The 21,354-nt window shown below is 60.3% G+C and carries 20 protein-coding genes and 3 tRNA genes; 17 read left to right on the top strand and 6 right to left on the bottom strand.

The genetic code is table 11. The features are described from left to right. The first annotated feature begins 154 nt into the window (after window positions 1-154). On the top strand, window positions 155-400 hold the full coding sequence (locus B5P46_RS22985; protein ID WP_129420740.1) for a hypothetical protein: 246 nt from the start codon (window positions 155-157) through the stop codon (window positions 398-400). Between the two features lie 80 nt (window positions 401-480). Further along, complete coding sequence (gene recJ, locus B5P46_RS22990) at window positions 481-2,283, top strand: single-stranded-DNA-specific exonuclease RecJ (RefSeq protein ID WP_129420741.1); 1,803 nt, start codon at window positions 481-483, stop codon at window positions 2,281-2,283. Between the two features lie 49 nt (window positions 2,284-2,332). Here recJ and B5P46_RS22995 read toward each other — a convergent pair. After that, window positions 2,333-2,407: transfer RNA gene (locus B5P46_RS22995), tRNA-Glu, on the bottom strand. Window positions 2,408-2,785: 378 nt separating this feature from the next. On the opposite strand from B5P46_RS22995, the gene B5P46_RS23000 reads away from it, so the two are divergent. From B5P46_RS23000 to B5P46_RS23035, 8 genes are all read left to right on the top strand, one after another. Then, on the top strand, window positions 2,786-4,123 hold the full coding sequence (locus B5P46_RS23000; protein WP_245456237.1) for a CapA family protein: 1,338 nt from the start codon (window positions 2,786-2,788) through the stop codon (window positions 4,121-4,123). A gap of 94 nt (window positions 4,124-4,217) precedes the next feature. Beyond that, entirely contained in the window at window positions 4,218-5,231 is a 1,014-nt protein-coding gene (locus B5P46_RS23005; RefSeq protein WP_129420742.1) for an ABC transporter ATP-binding protein, read from the top strand. Next, complete coding sequence (locus B5P46_RS23010) at window positions 5,228-6,172, top strand: ABC transporter ATP-binding protein (protein ID WP_129420743.1); 945 nt, start codon at window positions 5,228-5,230, stop codon at window positions 6,170-6,172. The genes B5P46_RS23005 and B5P46_RS23010 overlap by 4 nt, the downstream gene beginning before the upstream one ends. 4 nt (window positions 6,173-6,176) lie before the next feature. Further along, window positions 6,177-7,130 carry an ABC transporter permease gene (locus B5P46_RS23015; protein ID WP_129420744.1) on the top strand — a complete coding sequence of 318 codons (954 nt, stop codon included), beginning with the start codon at window positions 6,177-6,179 and terminating at the stop codon, window positions 7,128-7,130. Beyond that, window positions 7,127-8,077: an ABC transporter permease gene (locus B5P46_RS23020; RefSeq protein ID WP_129420745.1), complete on the top strand. Its 951-nt coding sequence runs from the start codon at window positions 7,127-7,129 to the stop codon at window positions 8,075-8,077. Before B5P46_RS23015 ends, B5P46_RS23020 begins: the two co-directional genes overlap by 4 nt. A gap of 31 nt (window positions 8,078-8,108) precedes the next feature. Next, window positions 8,109-9,797, top strand: a complete 1,689-nt coding sequence (locus B5P46_RS23025; RefSeq protein ID WP_129420746.1) for a peptide ABC transporter substrate-binding protein — start codon at window positions 8,109-8,111, stop codon at window positions 9,795-9,797. 54 nt (window positions 9,798-9,851) lie between these two features. Continuing rightward, entirely contained in the window at window positions 9,852-10,829 is a 978-nt protein-coding gene (locus tag B5P46_RS23030; RefSeq protein WP_129420747.1) for a D-2-hydroxyacid dehydrogenase family protein, read from the top strand. Next, window positions 10,795-12,081, top strand: coding sequence for an MFS transporter (locus B5P46_RS23035; RefSeq protein ID WP_129420748.1), 1,287 nt, complete (start codon window positions 10,795-10,797; stop codon window positions 12,079-12,081). The genes B5P46_RS23030 and B5P46_RS23035 overlap by 35 nt, the downstream gene beginning before the upstream one ends. On the opposite strand, the gene B5P46_RS23040 is transcribed toward B5P46_RS23035, so the two are convergent. Beyond that, the gene (locus tag B5P46_RS23040; RefSeq protein ID WP_129420749.1) at window positions 12,078-12,989 is read right to left on the bottom strand and encodes a LysR family transcriptional regulator; all 912 of its coding nucleotides are present in this window, start codon (window positions 12,987-12,989) and stop codon (window positions 12,078-12,080) included. The genes B5P46_RS23035 and B5P46_RS23040 overlap by 4 nt on opposite strands. A gap of 112 nt (window positions 12,990-13,101) precedes the next feature. Here B5P46_RS23040 and B5P46_RS23045 point away from each other — a divergent pair, with 112 nt between their 5' ends. From B5P46_RS23045 to B5P46_RS23065, 5 genes are read left to right on the top strand one after another with little or no spacing between them, the layout of a single operon-like run. After that, window positions 13,102-13,305 carry a rubredoxin gene (locus B5P46_RS23045; RefSeq protein WP_129420750.1) on the top strand — a complete coding sequence of 68 codons (204 nt, stop codon included), beginning with the start codon at window positions 13,102-13,104 and terminating at the stop codon, window positions 13,303-13,305. A gap of 25 nt (window positions 13,306-13,330) precedes the next feature. Continuing rightward, a complete protein-coding gene (locus tag B5P46_RS23050) occupies window positions 13,331-14,542 on the top strand; it encodes an NAD(P)/FAD-dependent oxidoreductase (protein WP_129420751.1) in 1,212 nt (403 codons plus the stop codon). Between the two features lie 52 nt (window positions 14,543-14,594). After that, a complete protein-coding gene (locus B5P46_RS23055; protein ID WP_129420752.1) occupies window positions 14,595-15,335 on the top strand; it encodes a hypothetical protein in 741 nt (246 codons plus the stop codon). A gap of 22 nt (window positions 15,336-15,357) precedes the next feature. Beyond that, window positions 15,358-16,089, top strand: coding sequence for a transporter substrate-binding domain-containing protein (locus B5P46_RS23060; RefSeq protein WP_129420753.1), 732 nt, complete (start codon window positions 15,358-15,360; stop codon window positions 16,087-16,089). Window positions 16,090-16,142: 53 nt separating this feature from the next. Beyond that, entirely contained in the window at window positions 16,143-17,837 is a 1,695-nt protein-coding gene (locus B5P46_RS23065; RefSeq protein ID WP_129420754.1) for a carboxylesterase family protein, read from the top strand. A 147-nt stretch (window positions 17,838-17,984) separates the two neighbouring features. On the opposite strand, the gene B5P46_RS23070 is transcribed toward B5P46_RS23065, so the two are convergent. From B5P46_RS23070 to gloA, 4 genes are all read right to left on the bottom strand, one after another. After that, window positions 17,985-18,059 (bottom strand) — tRNA-Glu (locus B5P46_RS23070). 76 nt (window positions 18,060-18,135) lie between these two features. Further along, a tRNA-Glu gene (locus tag B5P46_RS23075) sits at window positions 18,136-18,210 on the bottom strand. 197 nt (window positions 18,211-18,407) lie between these two features. Continuing rightward, window positions 18,408-19,466, bottom strand: a complete 1,059-nt coding sequence (locus B5P46_RS23080; RefSeq protein ID WP_432431487.1) for a YcbK family protein — start codon at window positions 19,464-19,466, stop codon at window positions 18,408-18,410. Between the two features lie 175 nt (window positions 19,467-19,641). Continuing rightward, window positions 19,642-20,082 carry a lactoylglutathione lyase gene (gene gloA, locus B5P46_RS23085; protein ID WP_129420756.1) on the bottom strand — a complete coding sequence of 147 codons (441 nt, stop codon included), beginning with the start codon at window positions 20,080-20,082 and terminating at the stop codon, window positions 19,642-19,644. Window positions 20,083-20,277: 195 nt separating this feature from the next. Here gloA and B5P46_RS23090 point away from each other — a divergent pair, with 195 nt between their 5' ends. Then, on the top strand, window positions 20,278-20,856 hold the full coding sequence (locus B5P46_RS23090; protein WP_003539135.1) for a cold-shock protein: 579 nt from the start codon (window positions 20,278-20,280) through the stop codon (window positions 20,854-20,856). Window positions 20,857-20,858: 2 nt separating this feature from the next. Further along, window positions 20,859-21,347, top strand: coding sequence for a DUF192 domain-containing protein (locus tag B5P46_RS23095; RefSeq protein ID WP_129420757.1), 489 nt, complete (start codon window positions 20,859-20,861; stop codon window positions 21,345-21,347). The last annotated feature ends 7 nt before the right edge of the window (window positions 21,348-21,354 follow it).

The following is a 21,354-nucleotide window of genomic DNA, read 5'->3' on the forward strand; positions in this document are numbered from 1 at the left end:
TTCTCGTCCCGGAGGACCGTTGCGCCGCCCTGTCCCTGCAGGGCGGTTTTTTTGTTATCTATTCAACCTTTCGTTACGGAAGGCTATATTAACAGATACCGAAATATTGATATAACTAAACCTAAGATGGTGAGTCGTCTGGGTGGAGAATTTCATGAGCAAGGACAGCCACGCCGGGAAGGGGTATGGCTACCCGAGCGACGTGCCGCCGAACCATCCTGATTTGCCTGAGGAAATCCTCAAGCCGGCCTACCGTGAAATTCCTCAAGAGATCTCTGATGAGGCTGATGACGAGGAAAACACGGAAGGCCGCAACTGGGCCATTCTGCTGACGCTGTTTTCGTTCCTGCTGGTGCAGTTCGCCGGCATCGCCATGATCATCTGGGCGGTGTTTTGGTAAAAATCCGTGTCTGCAAATCCATCGCTATGTTATCTCCGCTGCTCCTGTAGAAAGAGCAGATGAAGTCAGCGGAGTGTGGCATGGCAGATCTCGTCGACCCGGTACAGCGCGCATTTCTCGGCGTGGAGAAATCCGCGCTCGACAATCGCTGGGTCGCGCGGCTCGACCAGGCCGGGCAGAACCGCGCGCTGGCCATGTCGCAGATCCACGGACTGCCGGATCTGATCGCCCGGGTGCTTGCCGGGCGCGGCGTGACGGTAGACGAGGCGATCGAATTCCTCGATCCGACGATCCGCAGCCTGATGCCCGATCCCCATAAGCTGACCGATTGCGAAAAGGCCGCGACCCGCCTCTTGCGCGCGATCGAGCGTGGTGAGAGCGTCGCGATCTTCGGCGACTATGACGTGGACGGCGCAGCCTCCTCGGCGCTGATGTTTCGTTTTCTCAGTCATTTCGGCGTCAGGGCGACCATCTATATTCCCGACCGCGTCTTCGAAGGTTACGGCCCCAATCCGGCGGCGATCAACCAGTTGATCGACAATGGCGCTCAGCTGATCGTGACCGTCGATTGCGGCTCCACCAGCCACGAGGCGCTGGCCGCCGCTGCCGCGCGCAATATCGATGTCGTCGTCATCGATCACCACCAGGTGACACATGAGCTGCCGCCCTGTCATGCGCTGGTCAACCCGAACCGCGAGGACGATCTCTCGGGGCAGGGGCATCTGTGCGCCGCCGGCGTCGTCTTCATGGTGCTGGTCGCGACGCTCCGGCTGCTGCGGGCGGCCGGCAACAAGCGCATCCTGGCGATCGACCTGCTGCAATGGCTGGATATCGTCGCACTTGCGACGGTCTGCGATGTCGTGCCGCTGAAGGGCCTTAACCGCGCCTATGTGGTGAAGGGGCTGGTCGCTGCCCGTCACCAGAGCAATGCCGGACTGGCTGCACTCTTTCGCAAGGCGGGGCTCGCGGGTCCCGTGACACCCTATCATTTCGGCTTCCTGATCGGCCCGCGCATCAATGCCGGCGGGCGGATCGGCGACGCGGCACTCGGCAGCCGCCTGCTGACGCTTGATGACGCCGGAGAGGCTGAGGTGATCGCGCAGCGCCTCGACGAGCTCAACCGCGAACGCCAGGCGATGGAGGCGATCATGCTGCAGGAGGCGGAAGCCGAGGCGCTTGCCGAATATGGCGACGGCGAGGGCGCGTCCGTCATCGTCACCGCCCATGAGAAATGGCATCCCGGCATTGTCGGGCTGATTGCGGCGCGGCTGAAGGAGAAGTTCAAACGGCCTGCCTTCGCGATCGCCTTCGATCCCTCCGGCCGCGGCACTGGCTCGGGCCGCTCGATCAACGGCTTCGATATGGGCAGGATGGTCCGAGCTGCGGTCGACGAGGGGTTGCTCGTCAAGGGCGGCGGCCACGCCATGGCCGCGGGCTTGACGGTCGAGCGCACCGATCTCGGCAGGCTGAGGACCTTCTTCACGGAGAAGGCAGCAAGAACGGTGACGAGCCTCGTCGCCAACGAGACGCTGAAGATCGACGGTGCGATCGGCGCAAGCGGCGCCACCCTCGAACTCATCGACCGTTTGGAGGCCGCCGGCCCCTACGGCTCCGGTCACGCACAGCCGCTCTTTGCCGTACCGGCGCATCGTCTGCGCGACGCCCGCCTGGTCGGCGAGAAACATGTGAAAGTGACGCTGGAGGCCATGGACGGATCGCGACTCGACGGCATCGCCTTCCGCGCCGCCGATACGCCGCTTGGCAATCTTCTCATCAATTCACGCGGCGCCAGCCTGCATGTCGCCGGGTCGCTCGGTGCCGATCATTACCAGGGCGCACGCCGCATCCAGCTGCGCGTCTGCGATGCCGCGCCGGCGAAATAGAGCGGTCGCGCAAGAACGCTGACGATGGGAAGTTTCAAGGGAGAGAAAGTGGTACGCCCTAGGGGAGTCGAACCCCTCTTCCCAGAATGAAAATCTGGTGTCCTAACCGATAGACGAAGGGCGCTTCCTTCGTGGTGGCGCCCTTATAGTCAGCACCTTCGAAGGCCGCAAGCGCCAAGGCGCGAAAAAATCATCGTTTTCGCCGATTTATTTGGGCTGTGGAAAATCACGGCGCCGCTTACCGCCGACGCGCAGCACAGGCTGGGCAACGACGTGTATCGATGCACCGAGAGATATGCCGAAACGGCATTTCTGAAAGGCAATCGACGAAACTGGTGATAGCTCCTCATACTGGTATGGTTCTTCTCGCGACGGGAGTGAGAAAGTCGCTTGGGAGATTTCCGCGCTCAGAGATTCAGAAGGCAGTCGGACGGAATGACGAGCTTTGCGGGCGCGTCTAGTCTGCTCAGGAGGTTTTATGGTTACGACACGTAATTGGAAAGTGGCATTGGCTGGCGAGTGCATGGTTTGCCGCCCGTTTGCAATGCACGACGAGCCTCAATTCAAGGAGGTATGGGATGTCCTCAAGGACGCCGATGTCACCTACGGCCATTTGGAAATGAATTTCGCAGAATACGACGAGCTCAAGTGGCCGGCCCGTGGTCAAGGCATCGGCAGCTTCATGATGGCGGATCCCGAGATCGCCAAGGACCTGAAGTGGGCTGGGTTCGACATCATGTCTACGGCGCACAATCACAGCTTCGACTTCGGAGCCGAAGGTTTGGTCGCGACCAAGAAGCACATGAAGGCAGCGGGAATTGTCACGGCGGGAACCGGTACTGATCTTGAGCTAGCAAGCGAGCCTGGCTACGTCGACAAGAAAAACGGACGTGTCGCGCTCGTTTCGACAAGTTCCGGTAACCAGCATTTCATGTGGGCTGGAATGCCAAAGGGCGCACTGCGCGGCCGTCCCGGCGTCAATCCGCAGCGCCTCACATTCGAATTCATGGTGGACGAGCAGACTGCCAAAAATCTGAAGGACTTTGGCGAGAAGTTCAATTTCATGAAGAAGCCGAAACATGGCCGGGAAGGTTCGTTCGGGGTTCAGATTCCCGGCGCCCAGCAATGGGGCGATCCCGAATCCTTCTTCGTAGGGGATCGCTGCGAGGTTATCAGCCGCTGCCACAAGCGGGACCTGGATCGAAACCTTCGCTCCGTCCACGAGGCCCGTTCGATGGCGGACCTGGTTATCGTAGCGCATCATTTCAGCGTCTCGGACGGTCCGAGAGGCGATACGCCGCCTGCCTTCGTAAAGGAGTTCGCTCACGCGGTCATCGACGGCGGCGCCGACATTTACGTCGGCCACGGCTGGCATCGCACCCTCGGCGTCGAAATCTACAATGGCCGGCCAATATTCTATGGTATTGGCAACTTCTTTGCGCAGTCCGAGTTCATTCAGCGCGTCCCGTATGACAGCTACGACGCCTGGGGACATGACGTCGACCGTCTCTCAATGCTGACGCCCGCCGCTCATCCGCTGCATCCCGGTCTCGACACGCCGACGGATACATGGTGGAGCTCCGCCATTATCAAGCTGGAGATGGAAGGGGACAAGCTGAAACGCATTCTCCTGCATCCAGTCGAGATGGGCCGCGACACCTCGCCTGAAGTCAAGCAGACGAGGCGCACCGGGAAGGGCGAACATCACAATACTGAAGGTCGGCCGATGGCGGCGAAGGGAGAAGACGCGGCGCGCATCATCGATCGCTATCGTCGCCTCTCGGAACCTTTCGGCACCCGGATAGAGACCAGGAACGGCGTAGGCGTTATCGAACTGTAGTGGAATGTGCCTGCTGCGGTGGAGGCCGCAGCAGGCGGCACGCAATCCAAAAACTGGTCCAAGTTCGGGCCAGAACTGAAAGGGAGGTGACCGAATGCTGCATCTCAACGGCGCTGTCGTCAGCGGCGAAGCTGCGTCGACCACCGAAAGTTTCGATCCCCTGTTGGACGTCAGGGACCTGAAAGTCTCCTTTCCGGGTCCCGAAGGCGAAGTCCAGGTCGTTCGGGGGATCAGCTACGACATACCTCGTGGTAAGACGCTAGGTATCGTTGGCGAGAGCGGATGCGGGAAGACGATGACCTCGCTCGCCCTTCTCGGGCTGGTCGCCGGAGGAGGCAGGGTCGGCGGAACAATCGGGTTCAACGGCCGAGATCTCGCGCAATTCTCCCAGAGGCAGTGGCAGCAGGTTCGGGGACGCGAGATCGCGATGATCTTCCAGGAGCCTATGACTGCCATGAACCCGGTCATGGCAGTCGGGCGGCAGATCGGCGAGGTGCTTGTCAAGCATGAAAAGCTCAACAAGGTGACAGCACACGCACGCGCTGTCGATCTCCTCGCACAGGTGGGGATCCCGTCGCCGGCCAGGCGAGCGGAGGATTACCCGCACCAGCTATCCGGTGGCATGCGGCAGCGCGCGATGATCGCTATGGCCCTCGCTTGCCGCCCCAAGCTGCTGATCGCCGATGAACCGACTACTGCGCTCGACGTCACGATCCAGGCGCAGATCCTCGACCTCATGTTGACGCTGCAGGACGATGCGCACATGTCGATCCAGTTCATCAGCCACAACCTGGCCGTCGTCTCGGAAATCGCGCACTCCATCATGGTGATGTTTGCAGGGAAGGCGGTTGAATACGCCCCGGCGGACGAACTATTCGCCAATCCGCTGCATCCCTACACCCAGGGACTGATCCAGACGCTGCCGGACCCCGACAAGCGGGTCGAACGTCTCTACGTGATACCGGGCAGAGTTACGTCCGACATAACGAAGGGATGTCGCTTCGCTCGCCGCTGTCCGTTTGCGATGGATGTCTGCAGACAGACGGAACCCGATCTCCTCGAAGTCGCTCCCGGCCACAAGGTCGCATGCCATAGGGTACAGCCATGACCGAGTTATTGACCCTCGATCGTATCAACGTCGACATTCCTATCGGCGGCGGCTTCCTCAAACCAGCGGTCTGGCTGCAGGCGGTCAATGATGTGTCCCTGACCGTCGCCAGAGGAGAGACACTTGCGCTTGTCGGCGAGAGCGGCAGCGGAAAATCGACGCTTGGGTATGTCGTCGCCGGGCTGCGCAAGCAGACTGCCGGAACCGTGACCTTCAACAGCGCCAGGACCAGAGGCGCAGGGCACGCTCCGGTTCAAGTTATATTCCAAGATCCGTTCTCTGCGCTCGACCCGCGCATGGTTGTCGGCGAGATCGTTGCGGAGCCCCTGAGGCTCAAAGGAGTTGCCTCCGATGCCCGACAGGCGAGGGCTGTCGAGGTTCTAGGGCAGGTTGGACTTCCCCCGGAATCGGCGCGGCGGTATCCCCACCAGTTTTCCGGGGGGCAGCGACAGAGGATCGCGATCGCGCGTGCCCTGATTGCCGAGCCGGAAATGATCGTTGCCGACGAGCCGCTTTCGGCTCTGGACGTTTCGATCCAAAGCCAGGTTCTCAACCTTCTGGATGACATCAAGAAGGAACACGGGATCAGCTATCTCTTCATCAGTCATGATCTCGGCGTCGTGCGTCATCTCGCAGACCGCGTTGCTGTTCTCTATCTCGGCAGGCTGATGGAGGTTGCAAGTTCCGAAGATCTCTTCCTGACGCCCAGCCACCCTTACACTCAGGCGCTGCTAGCCGCCGTGCCGCGCATCGGACGGGGCCGCCGCAAGAAGGAGAATATCCTCCGCGGCGAGATACCCTCACCGTTGGCGCCCCCCTCGGGCTGCGTCTTTCACACACGCTGTCCGAGGGCTCAGGACGTCTGCAAGAGGGAACGGCCAGAACTTCTACCCGCACCTGGTCGTCCGAAGCAGCTTTCAGCCTGCCATTTCAAGGATTGAGCCGATGTTGAGGTACACCATTTCTCGTCTCCTCCAGGCAGTGCTCGTCACTCTCGTGATGTCGCTTCTGCTTTTCATGCTCATCGGCCTCATGCCCGGTGACCCCGTGGAGAACATGCTGGAAGGAAATCCGTCTCTGACGCCCGACAATATTGCGCAGATGCGTGAGTTATACGGGATGAACCAGCCGCTCTACGCTCGATACGGTCACTGGCTGTACTCGGCGCTGCACGGCGATCTTGGCTATTCCAGTCTGTACTTCCGTCCGGTCCTCGACGTGCTAGGGCCCGCCTTGATCCAGACCGCCAAGCTGCTGATCGCCTGCGAAATCATCAGTATTCCGCTCGCGATGTTCCTCGGTGCGATTGCCGCACGCAAGCCGGGCGGATGGACGGACAGCATCATCAGCCTGTTGGCGTTTGCAAGCATCTCGCTTCCCGGATTCTGGACTTCGCTGATCCTGATCATCGTCTTCTCGGTGAAACTGGGATGGCTTCCAGCAAGCGGAACGCCGCTCCTGAGCGATGCGCCCTTCACCGAGCAGGTCGTGCACATGATCCTGCCGATAGTCGTCCTGACTTTCTTCCACGTGGGGCCCTTGGTGCGATACGTGCGCGCCTCGATGATCGAAACCCTAAATTCGGACTTCGTGCGGACCGCTCGCGCAAAGGGACTGTCGGAAACAACGGTTATAATGCGGCACGCTCTCCGCAATGCGCTCATTCCTATGGTCACGGTGCTTGCCCTGGGGTTCGGCTCGCTGTTTTCCGGTGCGCTTGTTGTAGAAACGATCTTCGGCATGCTGGGCATGGGCAAGGTCATCTACGACGCAATCAGCAATATCGACTTCAATCTGGCCCTTGTCGGCCTCTTGCTGGCAACGATCGTCACGCTCTTCTCGAGCCTTCTCGCCGACATCGCCTATGCGTGGCTTGACCCGAGGATTACACTGAAATGAGCATCGTCACCGCAGAAACCGCGCCAGCGAGCGCCACTTCCAACTCGGTCTGGAGCAAGCGCTGGGATCGCTTCCGCCACAACAAGCTCGCGATGATCTCCCTGGTCTTCGTCGTCATTCTTGCCCTTGCATGTGCGCTGGCCGGGCCGATCGAGTACCTTACGGGGATAGACGCCAATGCGACGAACTTGTTGCGTCGGTTCAAGCCACCGTCCGCACAGCACTGGCTCGGAACCGACGATCTCGGCCGGGATGTGCTTCTGCGCCTCCTGTTCGGCGGGCAAGTTTCCATCGCCGTGGGCCTCCTCGCGACGTTCATTACAGCGGTCATCGGCATCGCCGTGGGGGTCACGGCCGGCTACATCGGCGGCAGGTTCGACAACGTTCTCATGCGAATGACGGACTGCATCATCGCGCTGCCACTGATTCCGGTCCTGATCGTCCTCGGCGCCGTCGATCTGACGAAACTCGGCCTGAGCCAGTCTGCGGCGACGTCTCCCGCGGCGGTCTTCCTTCGGATCGTGGTCATCATCGCGCTTGTGGACTGGACGACCATCGCGAGAATTGCCAGGGCTGGTACGATCACGCTCCGCGACGTCGACTACGTCCGGGCGGCGACAGTGAGCGGCGCCAAGGGGCGATACAACATCTTCGTTCACGTCCTACCCAACATCGCCACTCCTCTGATCGTTGCGATGACGTTGTCGGTCGGACGTATCATCTTGTTCGAGTCCACGCTGAGCTTCCTGGGCTTCGGCATCGCCCCGCCGACGCCGACGTGGGGGAACATGCTCACCAACGCCCAGCAACTCATCATCTCCGCGCCAATGCTTGCCGTCTATCCGGGGCTTCTGATCTTCAGCACGGTGATGGCGGTCAATTTCGTCGGCGACGGCGTCCGCTCGGCATTCGATCCGCGCTCGGAGACGAGCAGGGGATCGCACTAAGGAAATAGAACAGAGTCTGATGGAGGATAAAATGACATCTGTAGGAAAGAGACTTAAGGCGTTCGTCACTGCGGCTCTTGCCACGGCTGCACTGACCTCGCTATGCGCTGCTCCCGCAATGGCGCAGGCAAAAGACCAACTGGTGGTCGGGCAGTTGCAGTTCCTGACGAACTTTCATCCACTCGTCCAGGTCAACAATACCAAGCGTCTCGTCATCAACTACGCGCTTCGGCCAATCACGGCCTTCGACGAGAACGTGGTGAACAACTGCATTCTCTGCGAGACGCTTCCGACAATCGAAAACGGCCTCGCTAAGATCGTTGATCTGCCGGATGGCAAGAAGGGCATGAAGATCACCCTGAAGCTTCGCCAGGGCCTTGCCTGGGGCGACGGCGTTCCGGTCACGTCCAAGGACATCCAGTTCACGTGGAAGATGGCACAAGATCCCAAGATCGGCTTTTCCAACTACAATTCCTGGACGCGCGCATCAGAGGTGGAGGTCGTTGACGACCGAACCGTCACGCTGACGCTCCCGCGCGTCATGTCGAGCTACAACTCCTGGGATCAGGTCATTCCGGAGCATCTCGAAGGGCCTATATATGCGGCAAACCCAACGCTCGACGCCTACGTCAAGCAGTCCCTCTACAACACCCAACCAACCAATCCGGGTCTTTGGAATGGCTCGTTCCTTTTGAGCGACTATCAGATCGGAACGCGGATCGTGTTCACCCCGAACCCGAAATGGCCGGGTGAAAAGCCACATCTGCAACGCATTGTTCTGAGCTATCGCGACAACTCGTCGGCGCTGCTTCAGAACCTCCTCGCGGGATCGGTCGAGGCCGTCCCGGTCAGCCCCGGCGGCATCAGCTTTTCGCAGATGCTCGATCTCAAGAACCAGCAGCCCGACAAGTTCACGTATCATCTCGCATACGGAACGAATGTAGAGCGCATTGCAGTCAATTTCGACAATCCGATCTTAAAGGAGAAGGCCGTCCGGCAGGCGATCCTGTACGCGATCGACCGACAGGCAATCAGTGACGAGCTGTTTGGTGGGCTGCAGCCAGTCGCCAACGGCATCCTGAGCAGCGAGAACGCCTACTACAACAAGGACATGACGCTGTACTCCTATGATGCGGAGAAGTCCAAAGAGCTGCTCGAAAGCGCTGGTTGGAAGCCGGGCAGCGACGGCATCTGCGTCAACGACAAGGGAGATCGCCTGTCGCTCGAACTCGTCTCCACCTCCGGTAACCAGACACGTGAACAGATCGCTCAGGTGATCCAGAGCCAGTTGAAGGAGGTCTGCATCGAGATCACCAACAACTTCGTGCCGCTCCAGGAATTCAACGGCGAAATGGCCCGCAAGCGGAAGTTCAAGGCGCTGATGATGTCCTCGATCGACTTTTCGCCGTCCGTTTCTCCACGTATCGCCCTGGGATCAGACGCGATCCCAAAAGCCGAGAACAACGGCGTCGGCAATAACTTCTCCGCCTATGCCAGCCCGGCAATGGACAAGGCCATCATCGATCTCGAAGCCGCGCTGGATCCGCAGACGACGAGGGAGAAGTGGGCCGAGGTACAGAAGATCTTTTCCGACGACCTGCCGATGCTGCCGCTCTATTTCTACCCGCGAGCGTACGTGACTGTGACGGACCTGAGCAATTTCCGGCAGGGCACGCTCGATCCCCTGCAGATCTGGTCGGAGGAATGGCAGCGCCAGTGACCGAACGGCAAACCGAAGCCACTTCATGAAACATCGCGCGGGATACTTACGACCATGAACATAGCCATTCTTGACGATTATCTGGGGGTTTCCCAGCAGGTCGCAGACTGGGGGAGACTGAAGTCCCGCGCCAATGTCGTCGTCTTCGACCGGCCGCTCGCACTTCTCGACGAGGCGGCGCGCGAACTGGCCGACTTCGACGTCCTCTGCACTCTGCGGGAGAGAATGCCGATCCCCGGCGAGTTGATCCGCAGCCTGCCGCGGCTGAAATACATCGTCGTGACGGGAAAGCGCTACGATACAGTCGACGTCCGTGCCGCGGCGGAACGCGGCGTCCCCGTCTCAAATACCCCCGTCAGCGGGGCGGGTGCCGGCGGGGTCGCCGAACTCGTGTGGGGCCTGGTCTTCGCCGTAACGAGACATATCGCCTCGGAGGATCGAGGCATGCGCGGGGGAGGCTGGCAGACTCGGGCGGGGACGACCGTCGGCGGCAAGGTTCTCGGCATCCTCGGTCTTGGCGGCCTCGGGAAACGCGTGGCGGAGATCGGGCGCGCTTTCGGCATGGAAGTTCAGGCTTGGAGCCAGAACATGACTAAAGAGCAGGCGGAGGAGGCCGGCGCACGTTTCGTCTCGAAAGAGGAGCTGTTTGCCACCAGCGACATCGTCACGGTCCACCTCGCGTTAAGCGACCGGACGCGCGGTATCGTGGGTGCAACCGAGTTGAGGGCCATGAAAAGCAGCGCTTACCTCATCAACACCGCACGAGGTGCGATCGTCGATGAGGCGGCGCTTATAGCCGCTCTCCGCTCGAACGCGATCGCTGGTGCAGGCCTCGACGTATATGAACAGGAACCGTTGCCATCCGATCATCCCTTCCGCAGCCTTCCAAACGTCGTGATCACGCCGCACCTCGGCTATTTCACCAAGGACATGTTGGGAAGCTACTACGGAGACGCCGTTCGCTTGATCGAATGCTTCCTGGACGGACGGCCGGAGCGTGTCGTCAACATGGGTCTGGAACCTGGATCCTGAGGTGATCGAATTCTTCCTCAGAATCAGGCGGAGCCGTCTCGTAGAATTGCTGACGACGGGTGACTTCGCACTCTATACCGCGGCGAACTGTTTCTCGCTCCTCGGCACCTGGATGCAGCGGATCGCCTGCAGTCTCCTCGTGTGGGACATGACGCGATCACCGTTCTGGCTCGGCGTTCTTGCCGCGGCCGACCTGTTGCCGACGGTTCTCGTCGGGCCGGTCGGAGGCGCTGCCGCAGATCGCTGGGACGCGCTCAAACTCAACCGGCTTTCCCAGCTTGCCCTTGCTGCGGTGGCCGGACTGCTGACGGCATTCGTGCAGTTCGACGTCCTCACGCTTGGTCTGTTGATCGCGATCGTCGGATGCATCATCGCCATGGGCCAGTCGGCGAGGATGACGATCGTCCAAGAGCTTGTCGGTCGAGATGACGTTCCGGTCGCGGTCGCGATCAACTCCATGAATGTCAATCTTGCCCGTCTGATAGGACCGGCGCTTGCAGGCGTGCTTATCGTCCTGTTCGACGTGGTCTGGGTCTTTATGTTCAACACCATCGCCACGCTCATTTTTGTCGCCGTGCTACAGCGTATCGTCCCGAATGCGGATACGCCCAAGCAACCGAGAGGCAAGGGCGTGTTCAGCGAGATATGGCAGGGATTTCGTTTCGTGGCTTCAGACCACGGCACGCGGCTGATGTTGTTGTTGTTACTCGCGGGAGGCGCGCTCATTCGCGCCATCGCCGAAATGCTTCCTGCATTCGCGGCAATGCTTTCGGCTGTGCCTGCTACTGGACTGGCGGCGCTGACGACGTCGATGGCTTTCGGCTCCGTGATGGCCGGCCTGACGATGAACATCTACCTCTCGACGCCGCGCCTTCCGGTTCAAATCGCCGTGGCTTGGCTAATGTCGGCTTGTGCGGCAGCCGCGTTCATCTTTGGCAACTCCGTCTGGACGCTCGCGGTCTTCGCCATGCTGATGGGGTATCTGACATCGGTAAGCCTGATCGCCACGCAGACATATGTCCAGCTTGGCACGCCACCTGTTCTGCGCGGCCGGGTCCTCAGCGTTCACGGCCTGATCTTCCGTGCGAGCCCTTCTCTTGGTGCCCTAGTGTTGGGGCTGAGTTCGGACGCCTTCGGTCTCAAGCTTCCAGTATTCTGCAGTGCTGCCATCATGCTCGTCGTGGTGCTTCTCTTCATGCCCGCGGTGCTCAGGATGCGGTTCCATCCCGAAGAGATTTCGACGAGACACTAGGTGGGTTCAGTCCCCAGAAGCTCCATGCTGAGGTTTCTAAGAATGCGGAAGGCTGCCTCGTGAAGGCGGTTCGACAATCGTCGAGCAGGCTGAACGAGTTGCACCGAGAGGATCAGTTCCGGACCCACGATCTTGCGAAGGGCCAAACCCTGCCGGGCGCTTGGACCTTTCGACGCCAGGGTGCGGATCGACGCGACCGTGTATCCGTACCCGTCTCGCACGAGGTCGAACATGGTGTCGAGTGGGTCGAGTTCGAAGACGATATTGAGCTTCTGGCCGAGTCGCGCGAGTTCGGAGTCAAGCAGAACGCGCGTGCTGTTAGGCCGGCAGGCGATGACCATGGGCATATCGGCGAGGGTTTCAAGGTGTACGGGCTTGTCGTCCTTGAACGCATCTTCACGGCCGATGAGGTAGAGGTTTTCATCAACAAGATCGTGAATCTCCAGCATTGGCGAAGATGGCGCGTCATACATGATCGCCATGTCCAGACGGCCAGACAGGATCCATTCCTGAAGCTGGTTTGAGCGGCCGTGGACCAGCATCACCTGAGCGTCGGACAGCTCTTCCCTGAGTTTGCGGATGAGCGCTGTCGCGATCGCGGTCGAGATCGTAGCAGGCAAACCGATCCCCACCTTTCCCGACTTCCCTGTTCGAGAATTCTCGATGTCCTCGTAGGTGCGCTCGATTTGCCGAAGAATCCCACGCGCATTGTCGAGCAGACGTTCTCCCGCTTCCGTTAGTTCGACGCCTCGGCCGTTGCGGAGCAGGAGCCGCTCCTTCAGTTCGGTCTCGAGGTTTCGGACCTGCCGGCTGAGCGCAGGTTGTGCGATGTGAAGGAAAGCCGAGGCCCGGCTGAAGCTCCCGAGTTCCGCCACCCGGACAAAGTAGGCGAGTTGACGAATGTCCATGTGTTCATCTCCGGGATATGCCGATTTGCTATGACTGATAGTATGGCAGAACATCTGGAGATACCAGAACCGATCCTGTAGCCTCGTCGAAAATCAGCTTGCGGGAGGAACAATGTTGCCATCCACGGAGGTCGCAGAACGCGGCGGGTTCAAGATCTGGCAGTGCGTGCTTTGCGCATATGTGTATGACGAGGCGCTTGGAGATCCCGATAGCGGCGTGGCGCCGGGCACCCGCTGGGAAGACGTGCCCGACGATTGGGTTTGCCCGGAGTGCGGCGCTCGAAAAAGCGAGTTCGACATGGTGGTCGTCGGATGACCGCGATCGGATCGGTGAACCTCTGATGTCTGATATCTTGATCATTGGTGCGTCCCATTCCGGGGTCGCTGTTGCGGCCGCATTGCGCAGCGCCAAATATGACGGCTCCATCATGCTGGTAACGGAGGAGAACGTCCTTCCCTACCATCGTCCGCCGCTCTCAAAAGAAGCGCTGTCGAAGGACGACTATTCTCCAACGCCGCTCCGCCCGGAGACGTTCTACGCCTCGAACCGGATCGACCTCGTTCAGTCCGTGAAGATCGTCGCGCTGAATGTAGCGGAAAGTTATGCACTCTCCGAGGATGGAACGCGTTTTTCCTACGGGCACCTGGTCCTCGCCTGCGGGGCCGAACCACGTCGTCTGTCTACATCTGTGGATCCCGACGGCGTCGCCCGCACTCTGCGCACGCATGAAGATCTGATCGGATTGAAAGCACGCCTTGCCGGCGCCAAGTCGGTCGCGATCATCGGCGGCGGACTGATCGGCATGGAAATCGCCGCAATGGCTTTGGCAAAGGGGCTCGGCGTCACGGTCATCGAGGCCGGTTCGAGGCTGATGGAGCGGACGGTCAGCAAGTCCATCGCCAATTACGTGCTCGACCGGCATCTGAACCAGGGGCTTCATGTTCGCTTCGACGCTGCAGTAGCGACGGTCGTTCGCGACTGTGGCCGAGGTGTCGATCTGGTCACCTTAAGCGACGGCGAGCAGATCGAGGCCGATATCGTCGTGGTGGCGATCGGGGCGGCGCCCCATGAAAACTTGGCGCGCGACGCGGGCCTTGAAGTGAACAACGGCATTCTCGTTTCGGAGATCGGGTGTTCGTCGCACCCGGCCGTCTATGCCATTGGCGATTGCTCCGCTTGGTACGATCCGGTGCTCGGACGCCACGTCCGAAACGAAGCGGTCAATCCCGGGCAGGATCAGGCGAAGATCGTTGCTGCGGCAATCACCGGGGCGGCACCGCCGCCCAAGCGTCTGCCGCGCTACTGGTCGCATCAGGCCGCAATCCAGATTCAGATGTCGGGCGACGTGAACGGCGCCGATATGGAAGCGGTGCTGAACGCGCCGGCCAGCGGCGCATTCTCGGTTCTGGGCTTCAAGAGCGATCGTCTCGTTGCCATCCAGACGATCAACGCCCCACAGCAGTTCGGCAAATTGCACGACATGATCGGGATGGACCGAGACGCGCTTGCCGCAGCACTCGATGTCGAGTTTCCGCCACCCCATCACCATTGAAGCGCATCACCAGTGAAGCAAATCGGCGCGACGGCCCAAGGAGGATCAATCGATGCAAACTGCGTCCTACACCGAAAAAGAACCGACCCGTTTTCGCCGCGGCCAATCCTGGAAGATCAACATGTTCGGCAAGAATTCGGATATTGCCGCGCCCGATCCACAGGCCTTCCGGCTTGATTTGAACGCTCATCAAAAGCTCGACTCGCATTTCCACATCGTCGACCAGTTCCAGGTCTTCATCGCCGGAAGCGGCGCGATCGGCCGTGACGAAGTGCGTCTCGTTACCGTGCATTACGCCGACCATCACACCGGCTATGGCCCGCTGATCGCCAGCGAACAGGGACTGTCGTACCTGACTTTGCGCAGCAAGACCGATGCCGGGCTTGTCTACCTGACGACGCCGAACGTTCGTGAAAAGCTTAAACCCACTAAACGCCGTCATCGCACTTCGGGTGCGGTGGCGCTGTCGATCGAGCCGGTTCTTCGAAATCGCACCGAGTTGACCGTCGACACCGTCATCGAGGAGCAGCCGGGTGATGATGGCATGAACTGCAAGGTGTTCCGGCTGGGACCGACCATGGCGGTGCAGACGCCCGATCCGAGCGGCAGCGGTGGCCAGTACCTGATCGTGCTGAACGGGAGTTTCATCCATGAGGGTCAGACCTATCAGCCCTTTTCGCTCATTTTCGTGCGGTTCGACGATCCTGCGCCGACCATCACGGCTGGCGAGGACGGACTGGAACTGATGATCACACAGTTTCCGACCGAAGATGAGTGGATGAAATCCATCTAATCCCAGAAGAGAGGAGGAAACCGTGACCGACTTCAACCTCGAGGCAATCCGCAAGGAGATCGCTCCTTCCGGAACGCTGGTTTGCGCTCTCAATCACGGCAATGTCGTGCTGGTTCGGCGCGGTCCGACGGACGAGACGCCGACGGGGGTGTCGGTGGACCTCGCACGGGCGCTTGCAGAGAGCCTCTCGCTGCCGATCCGCTTTCGCCATTACGACAGAGCCGGTGATGTTTCCGCAGGCGTCGGCACGGGGGAGTGGGACGTGTGTTTCCTCGCAATCGATCCGCAGCGAGCCGTACGCATCGCCTATAGCGAGCCTTACGTACAGATCGAAGGCGCATTTCTGATACGCCCCGCTGCGGGGCCGTTGGGCCTGAAGGACGTGGAACGGCTGCGACTGAAGATCGGCGCCGTCAAGGGAAGTGCCTATGAACTGTTCCTCTCAAGACATGGCGGAGCCGGCGAACTGATCCGCTTCGACAGTTTTCCGGAAGCGGTGGCGGCTTTGACGGCCGGAGAGCTCGATGGTCTGGCAGGCGTGCGGCAGGCCATGTCGATCGTTGCTCGCGACAAGCCCGACTTCGCAGTGATCGAGGAACCGTTCATGGCCATTCCCCAGGCTGTCGGCATCAGTGCGGAGCGCCTGGCCGCAGCCGCGTTCACGCGTGTTTTCGTCCAACAGCAGAAGGCGAGCGGTTTCGTGCGCCAGTCTCTGGGGCTGAGCGGACACGGCGATGTCGTCGTACCGCCCTGATTGGCACCCGGCAGTTCCACGCGGCGATAGAGCAATTAACCTGGGAGGAAGGCATGAGAACGAGTGGGAAGTTCAAGGCTGTCATTAGCAAAAGCGGAACGGGTGCTGTCGTCCTGATGGCAAGCCTGTTGCTGATCGCGGCAAACAGTGCGGACGCGACCGACGGAGCAGCGCCAATCACGCAGGCGACTGTCACCGGAGGCCGGGTCGAGGGCGTCCCGAGCGACACCCCCGGCGTTACCCAGTTCCTCGGCATTCCATTCGCTGGAAATGTCGGTGGGGAAAACCGTTGGAAGCCAGCGCCGCCGGTGAAGCCATGGGATGGTGTTCTCACGGCTGACAAGTGGGGCGACCAGATGTTCCAGAACCCGAACAGTCTCGGCCGGGCGCCGATCAGCGACAACGGCTTGAACCTTGCTGTCTGGACCCCGGCCCACAGCACCGGCGATCGGCTCCCCGTCTATATGCTTATCCACGGCGGCGCCAACCGCCTGGGTTCAAGCGAGATGAAGGACCTCTATGCCGCGCAGTTGGCGGCGAAAGGCGTGGTCGTCGTCTCCGTGCAATATCGCCTTGGAGCGATGGGCTGGCTGTCGCTGCCGGAGATGGGCAAGGACAGTGGCAAGGGCCCGAAAGGCAATTTCGGGGTCCTCGATCTCGTCGATGCCCTTCACTGGATCCAAAAGAACGCGGAGGCGTTTGGAGGGGATCCGAAGACCGTGACGATCGGCGGCCAGTCGGCGGGTGGCGAAAACACCGTTGCGCTCCTCCGGACGCCGCTGGCAAAGGGTCTGTTCAAGCGCGCATTCATTCAATCGAGCTTCACCGGCTTCCTGCCGGGGAAGGTTGTCGACTTCGCCAAGAAATCCCAGCAAAACCAGGATGCGGTCAATAAGCTCTTCGGCAAAGAGGTGACGCTTGCCGACCTTCGGGCGATCGACAGCAAGGCCTGGCTGGAGAATTGGCAGGGCGGAAAGGAAACGCTTTACGGTGCAATGACAGGCGCCGTCGCGACAAACCAGTTCTATACCATCGACGACTACGTATTCACCAAGGAGTCGGTAAACCTGCTTCAGCCGGGCGATTTCGACGGTCTGGATATCATCATCGGTCAGACGGCGGACGAATATACCGGATTGCGGCCGAACGACCTGAAAATGACGGAGGGCGAGCAGCATGAGGCGATGCTGGCGGCGATCCGACCGCACCAGGCGGGCAATGTCGACGACGCCGTCTTTCCGCTCTACGAAACCAACGACCCGGTGGAAGCCTATCGATTGTCGCTGCGGATGTTGAACGACTACATGTTCGAATATGTGCGCCTCGGGGCGGAATTTGCCAAAACCCACAGCAACGCCAACGTCTATCTCTACTATTGGGACCACTGGCCGCCGGGCAAGGATCAGGGGTTTCGTCGCGCTTGGCATGCGGGAGACAACTGGTACTTCAACGGCTCGCTCCGCCCCGGAAACCGCGACCAGCTTCCATGGACGGACCCCGATTTCGCGATGCGCGACATGACCATCGCCTATCTCGCCAACTTCATCAAGACCGGCGATCCGAACGGCAATAGCGTTCCGCACTGGGGACAGGTGACCCCTCAGTCAGGCGGCCAGTTCATTCGGTTCCATGAGGGGGAAGCCGCCATGCGGACCTCGACGCTCTACCCAAGCCGTGACGCCTACCTGCGGAAAAAGATTCTGGAGGGTATCGGCATGACGGAGAGAGATATCGCTGAAAAACCCTGATCGCCGGCCGAGCGGCAGTGCCGATCTACAAGGATCGCAGAGCTGATAGAGGCCATCGATCCTGCCGGTAGGACGGGTCCAGCCCTGAGAATTGGCGGGTCGTGTCTGGTCGAATAGAACGCCGAGAATGGCTTCTGTGACCAGGAGTGGTACGCCCTAGGGGAGTCGAACCCCTCTTTACAGAATGAGAATCTGTCGTCCTAACCGATAGACGAAGGGCGCGCAGCCAGCCTCGTTAAAATAGGAGCGCGCGCCGGCTTCTGCAAGCGGAAGTGATGGCTTCTATATGGAGAGAAAGTGGTACGCCCTAGGGGAGTCGAACCCCTCTTCCCAGAATGAAAATCTGGTGTCCTAACCGATAGACGAAGGGCGCTTCCTTCGTGGTGGCGCCCTTATAGTCAGGCGTTTTGAATCCCGCAAGCGGAATTGCGGTTTTCTTTCAAAAAAATGACAGGAAATCCTGGTGCGTTCGAGAAGCCGATTATCGAAGCTGAATCAATAGGCTGCCGGTTGTTTCTTTATCGAGACGAGGCGGTGCTTCCGTAACGTAATGCGAAAATCGCGCGGCCGTCAGATCGCTCTTGCCGTCGTTATCGGTGCGCGCTTGCCGCCGCAACCCCAGTTCCAGTCGCGGGTTTTGCCGGTATCGAGGTGAACCGAATCCGTGTGGCAGTAGGTGCCGACGCCGCCGCGGTCCGGCAACGAGCGGATATAGGCGGCGATGTCCCATTTCGTCACGCCGTCGATCTGGATGTCGGCCGCCTCGCAGCTCTTGTGCATCGATTCGTCAGCGCCGCCGACGAGGCGGTTGTGCTCTTCGTCACGGTAGCCGGAGGTGACGATGACCGGCCGGCCGAAATGACTTTCGACCATCTTGATCACTTTCAGCAGGTCGGGCTTGAAGCAACCGACCTCGACCTTGTCGTTCTGGAGATGCAGCCCGTTCGGCGCGATACGCGTCATGCCGGGCAGGGCCGCCTTGTGCAGCAGGCCCGAGAGGCTGCCGAGCAGGTTCTGCTTCGGCGCGCTGTAGAGCGCGTTCATCGTCGAGGTCGGAATGCTGCCCGTCGCCAGCGACGCCGTTTGCACGGGCGCAAGCTGCGTGCTGCTATTCTGCGAGGATTGCTGCGGCAGCACCGGCTCCGCCGGCTGTGGAGGCACGGGCGGCTGGCTGTAGACGCTGCTTCGCGCCGGTGCTGCACCTTCCACCGGCACATAGGCCTGCGGCTGAATGACGGTGGACGTGCTGTTGTTCTGCGGCGCCGGCTGGTGATCGGAAAAGATGCTCATCGCTTGCGCGTTGATCCGGGTCGACTGCAGGACCAGCCCGCCAATATTGGCGGGCGCCGCCGTTGCCGAACCGGCGGGCGGGACGGCGGCATTTGGATCTTGTGCCACGACCTGAGGCGCGCCCTGGGCGCCGGAGACGTTTACGAGCCGGGGATCGGTGTAGACCGAACGTGGGGCAGGGCTTGCAGGCGCTGCCGTGGCTAGCTGTGGTGTTGCGGCCGGCACCGCCGGAACCGCCGCTGCCGAATCGAGCGCCTTCTTGTCCGACGCGCAGCCGGACAGTGCCAGCATCGAGGTGGCGATCAGCAAACCGCCCGTCACGGGCATCCGCATCTGCATCTTACGCAAGCGACAGTCTCCAGTTGATACGGAAAAACGGCGAATAGCACCATTCTTCCGCTTCGAGTCGCCAGGAGATTGCCTTCGGCGCGGGATCGCGGCAAGCGCCGAGGCGCCGGCCGGACCCGAAATCGAAAAAGCCACAAGCCTCGCAAAAGCCTTGCGGCGAAAACCCTTACCAGGCGCCGGTATTGCCCATCGAGGCCCAAGGCTCGGCGGCCGGAAGCGGGCTGCCCTTCTGCAGGATTTCGATCGAGATGCCGTCGGGCGAGCGCACGAAGGCCATGTTCCCGTCGCGCGGCGGCCGGTTGATGGTGATGCCGTTGTCCATCAGATTTTGGCAGGTGGCATAAATATCGTCGACCTCATAGGCGAGGTGGCCGAAATTGCGTCCTCCGCTATAATCTTCCGTGTCCCAATTGTAGGTAAGCTCGAGGCAGGGGGCTTTTTCGCTGTGCGCACGGTCGAGATCGTCGCGGGCAGCCAGGAAAACCAGGGTGAAGCGCCCCTTCTCGTTTTCGTGGCGGCGAATTTCCTCCAGTCCGAACAGCGTGGTGTAAAAGATAAGCGAGGCGTCCAGGTCTTTGACACGAACCATTGTATGTAGATAACGCATTCTATTTACTCCTTTATTGGGGCTGGCTTTTTTCGGCGAACCGAGGTCAGCTTCGGGCAAGTCAACTTTATAAAATGTGCACCTGGGAATAACCGAAAACTAGGACTTGCGCTTATCCGTTACCAAGATGTTAATCTTGATTTCAAGAATCAGTTAACCGTAACAGTGTGACGCGTATTCGAGGGGCTGGCGACAATGGCTGACAGGATTTCATCGAACGAATACTCCGACCTCGACGAGCTATCAGGAGAGGCGGTCGATCTTGTTGAAATCACCGGCGTCGTCAAGTGGTTCGATGTCGCCAAGGGTTTCGGCTTCATCGTGCCCGACAACGGCTTGCAGGATGTTCTCCTGCACGTGACCTGCCTGCGCCGCGACGGTTACCAGACGATCCTTGAGGGAACGCGCATCGTTGCCCTCATCCAGCGCCGTGAGCGCGGCTACCAGGCTTTCAAGATCCTCTCGATGGACCAGTCTACCGCGGTTCATCCCTCGCAGCTTCCGCCGGTACGCACCCATGTGCAGGTTACCGCGACGAGCGGCCTCGAGCGTGCGCTGGTCAAGTGGTTCAACCGCACCAAGGGCTTCGGCTTCTTGACGCGCGGCGAGGGCACCGAAGATATCTTCGTGCATATGGAGACGCTCCGCCGTTTCGGCCTGACGGAACTGCGGCCCGGCCAGGTGGTTCTCGTCCGCTTCGGCGACGGCGAAAAGGGCCTAATGGCCGCAGAGATCCATCCCGACGTTCCGAGCCCGGCAAGCCGGTCGCACTGAACATGCGCGGCCTAATCCTATTTGATGCCATCAGAAGCGCCATCCTGGCGCTTTTTTTCATGGTTGCGCTGCCGGCGTTCGCTGACGAGGAGATGCGGTTCGACAATGAGCCGCTGCTCATCCAAACCGCTGCCGGCAAGGTGCTGCATTTCACCGTCGAGATCGCCTCGACCCCCGATCAGAGGGCCCGCGGACTGATGTTTCGCAAGGTGATGGCCGATGATGCCGGCATGATCTTCGATTTCGACCAGCCGCGGCGCGTCACCATGTGGATGGAAAACACCATCCTGCCGCTCGACATGCTTTTTGCCGACGACACCGGCACGATCCGCCACATCAAGGAAAAGGCAGTGCCCTATTCACGCGACATCATCGATTCGATGGTTGCGGTGAAATACGTGGTCGAACTCAACGCCGGCATCGTCGCCAAACTGGGAATCAAGCCTGGCGACAGGATCGTCAGCGCCACGACGACGAAGAAGGCGAAGTAACGGCGCG

Origin of the sequence: Rhizobium leguminosarum (assembly GCF_004123835.1) — a bacterium.
Taxonomy (GTDB): Bacteria; Pseudomonadota; Alphaproteobacteria; order Rhizobiales; family Rhizobiaceae; genus Rhizobium; species Rhizobium leguminosarum_M.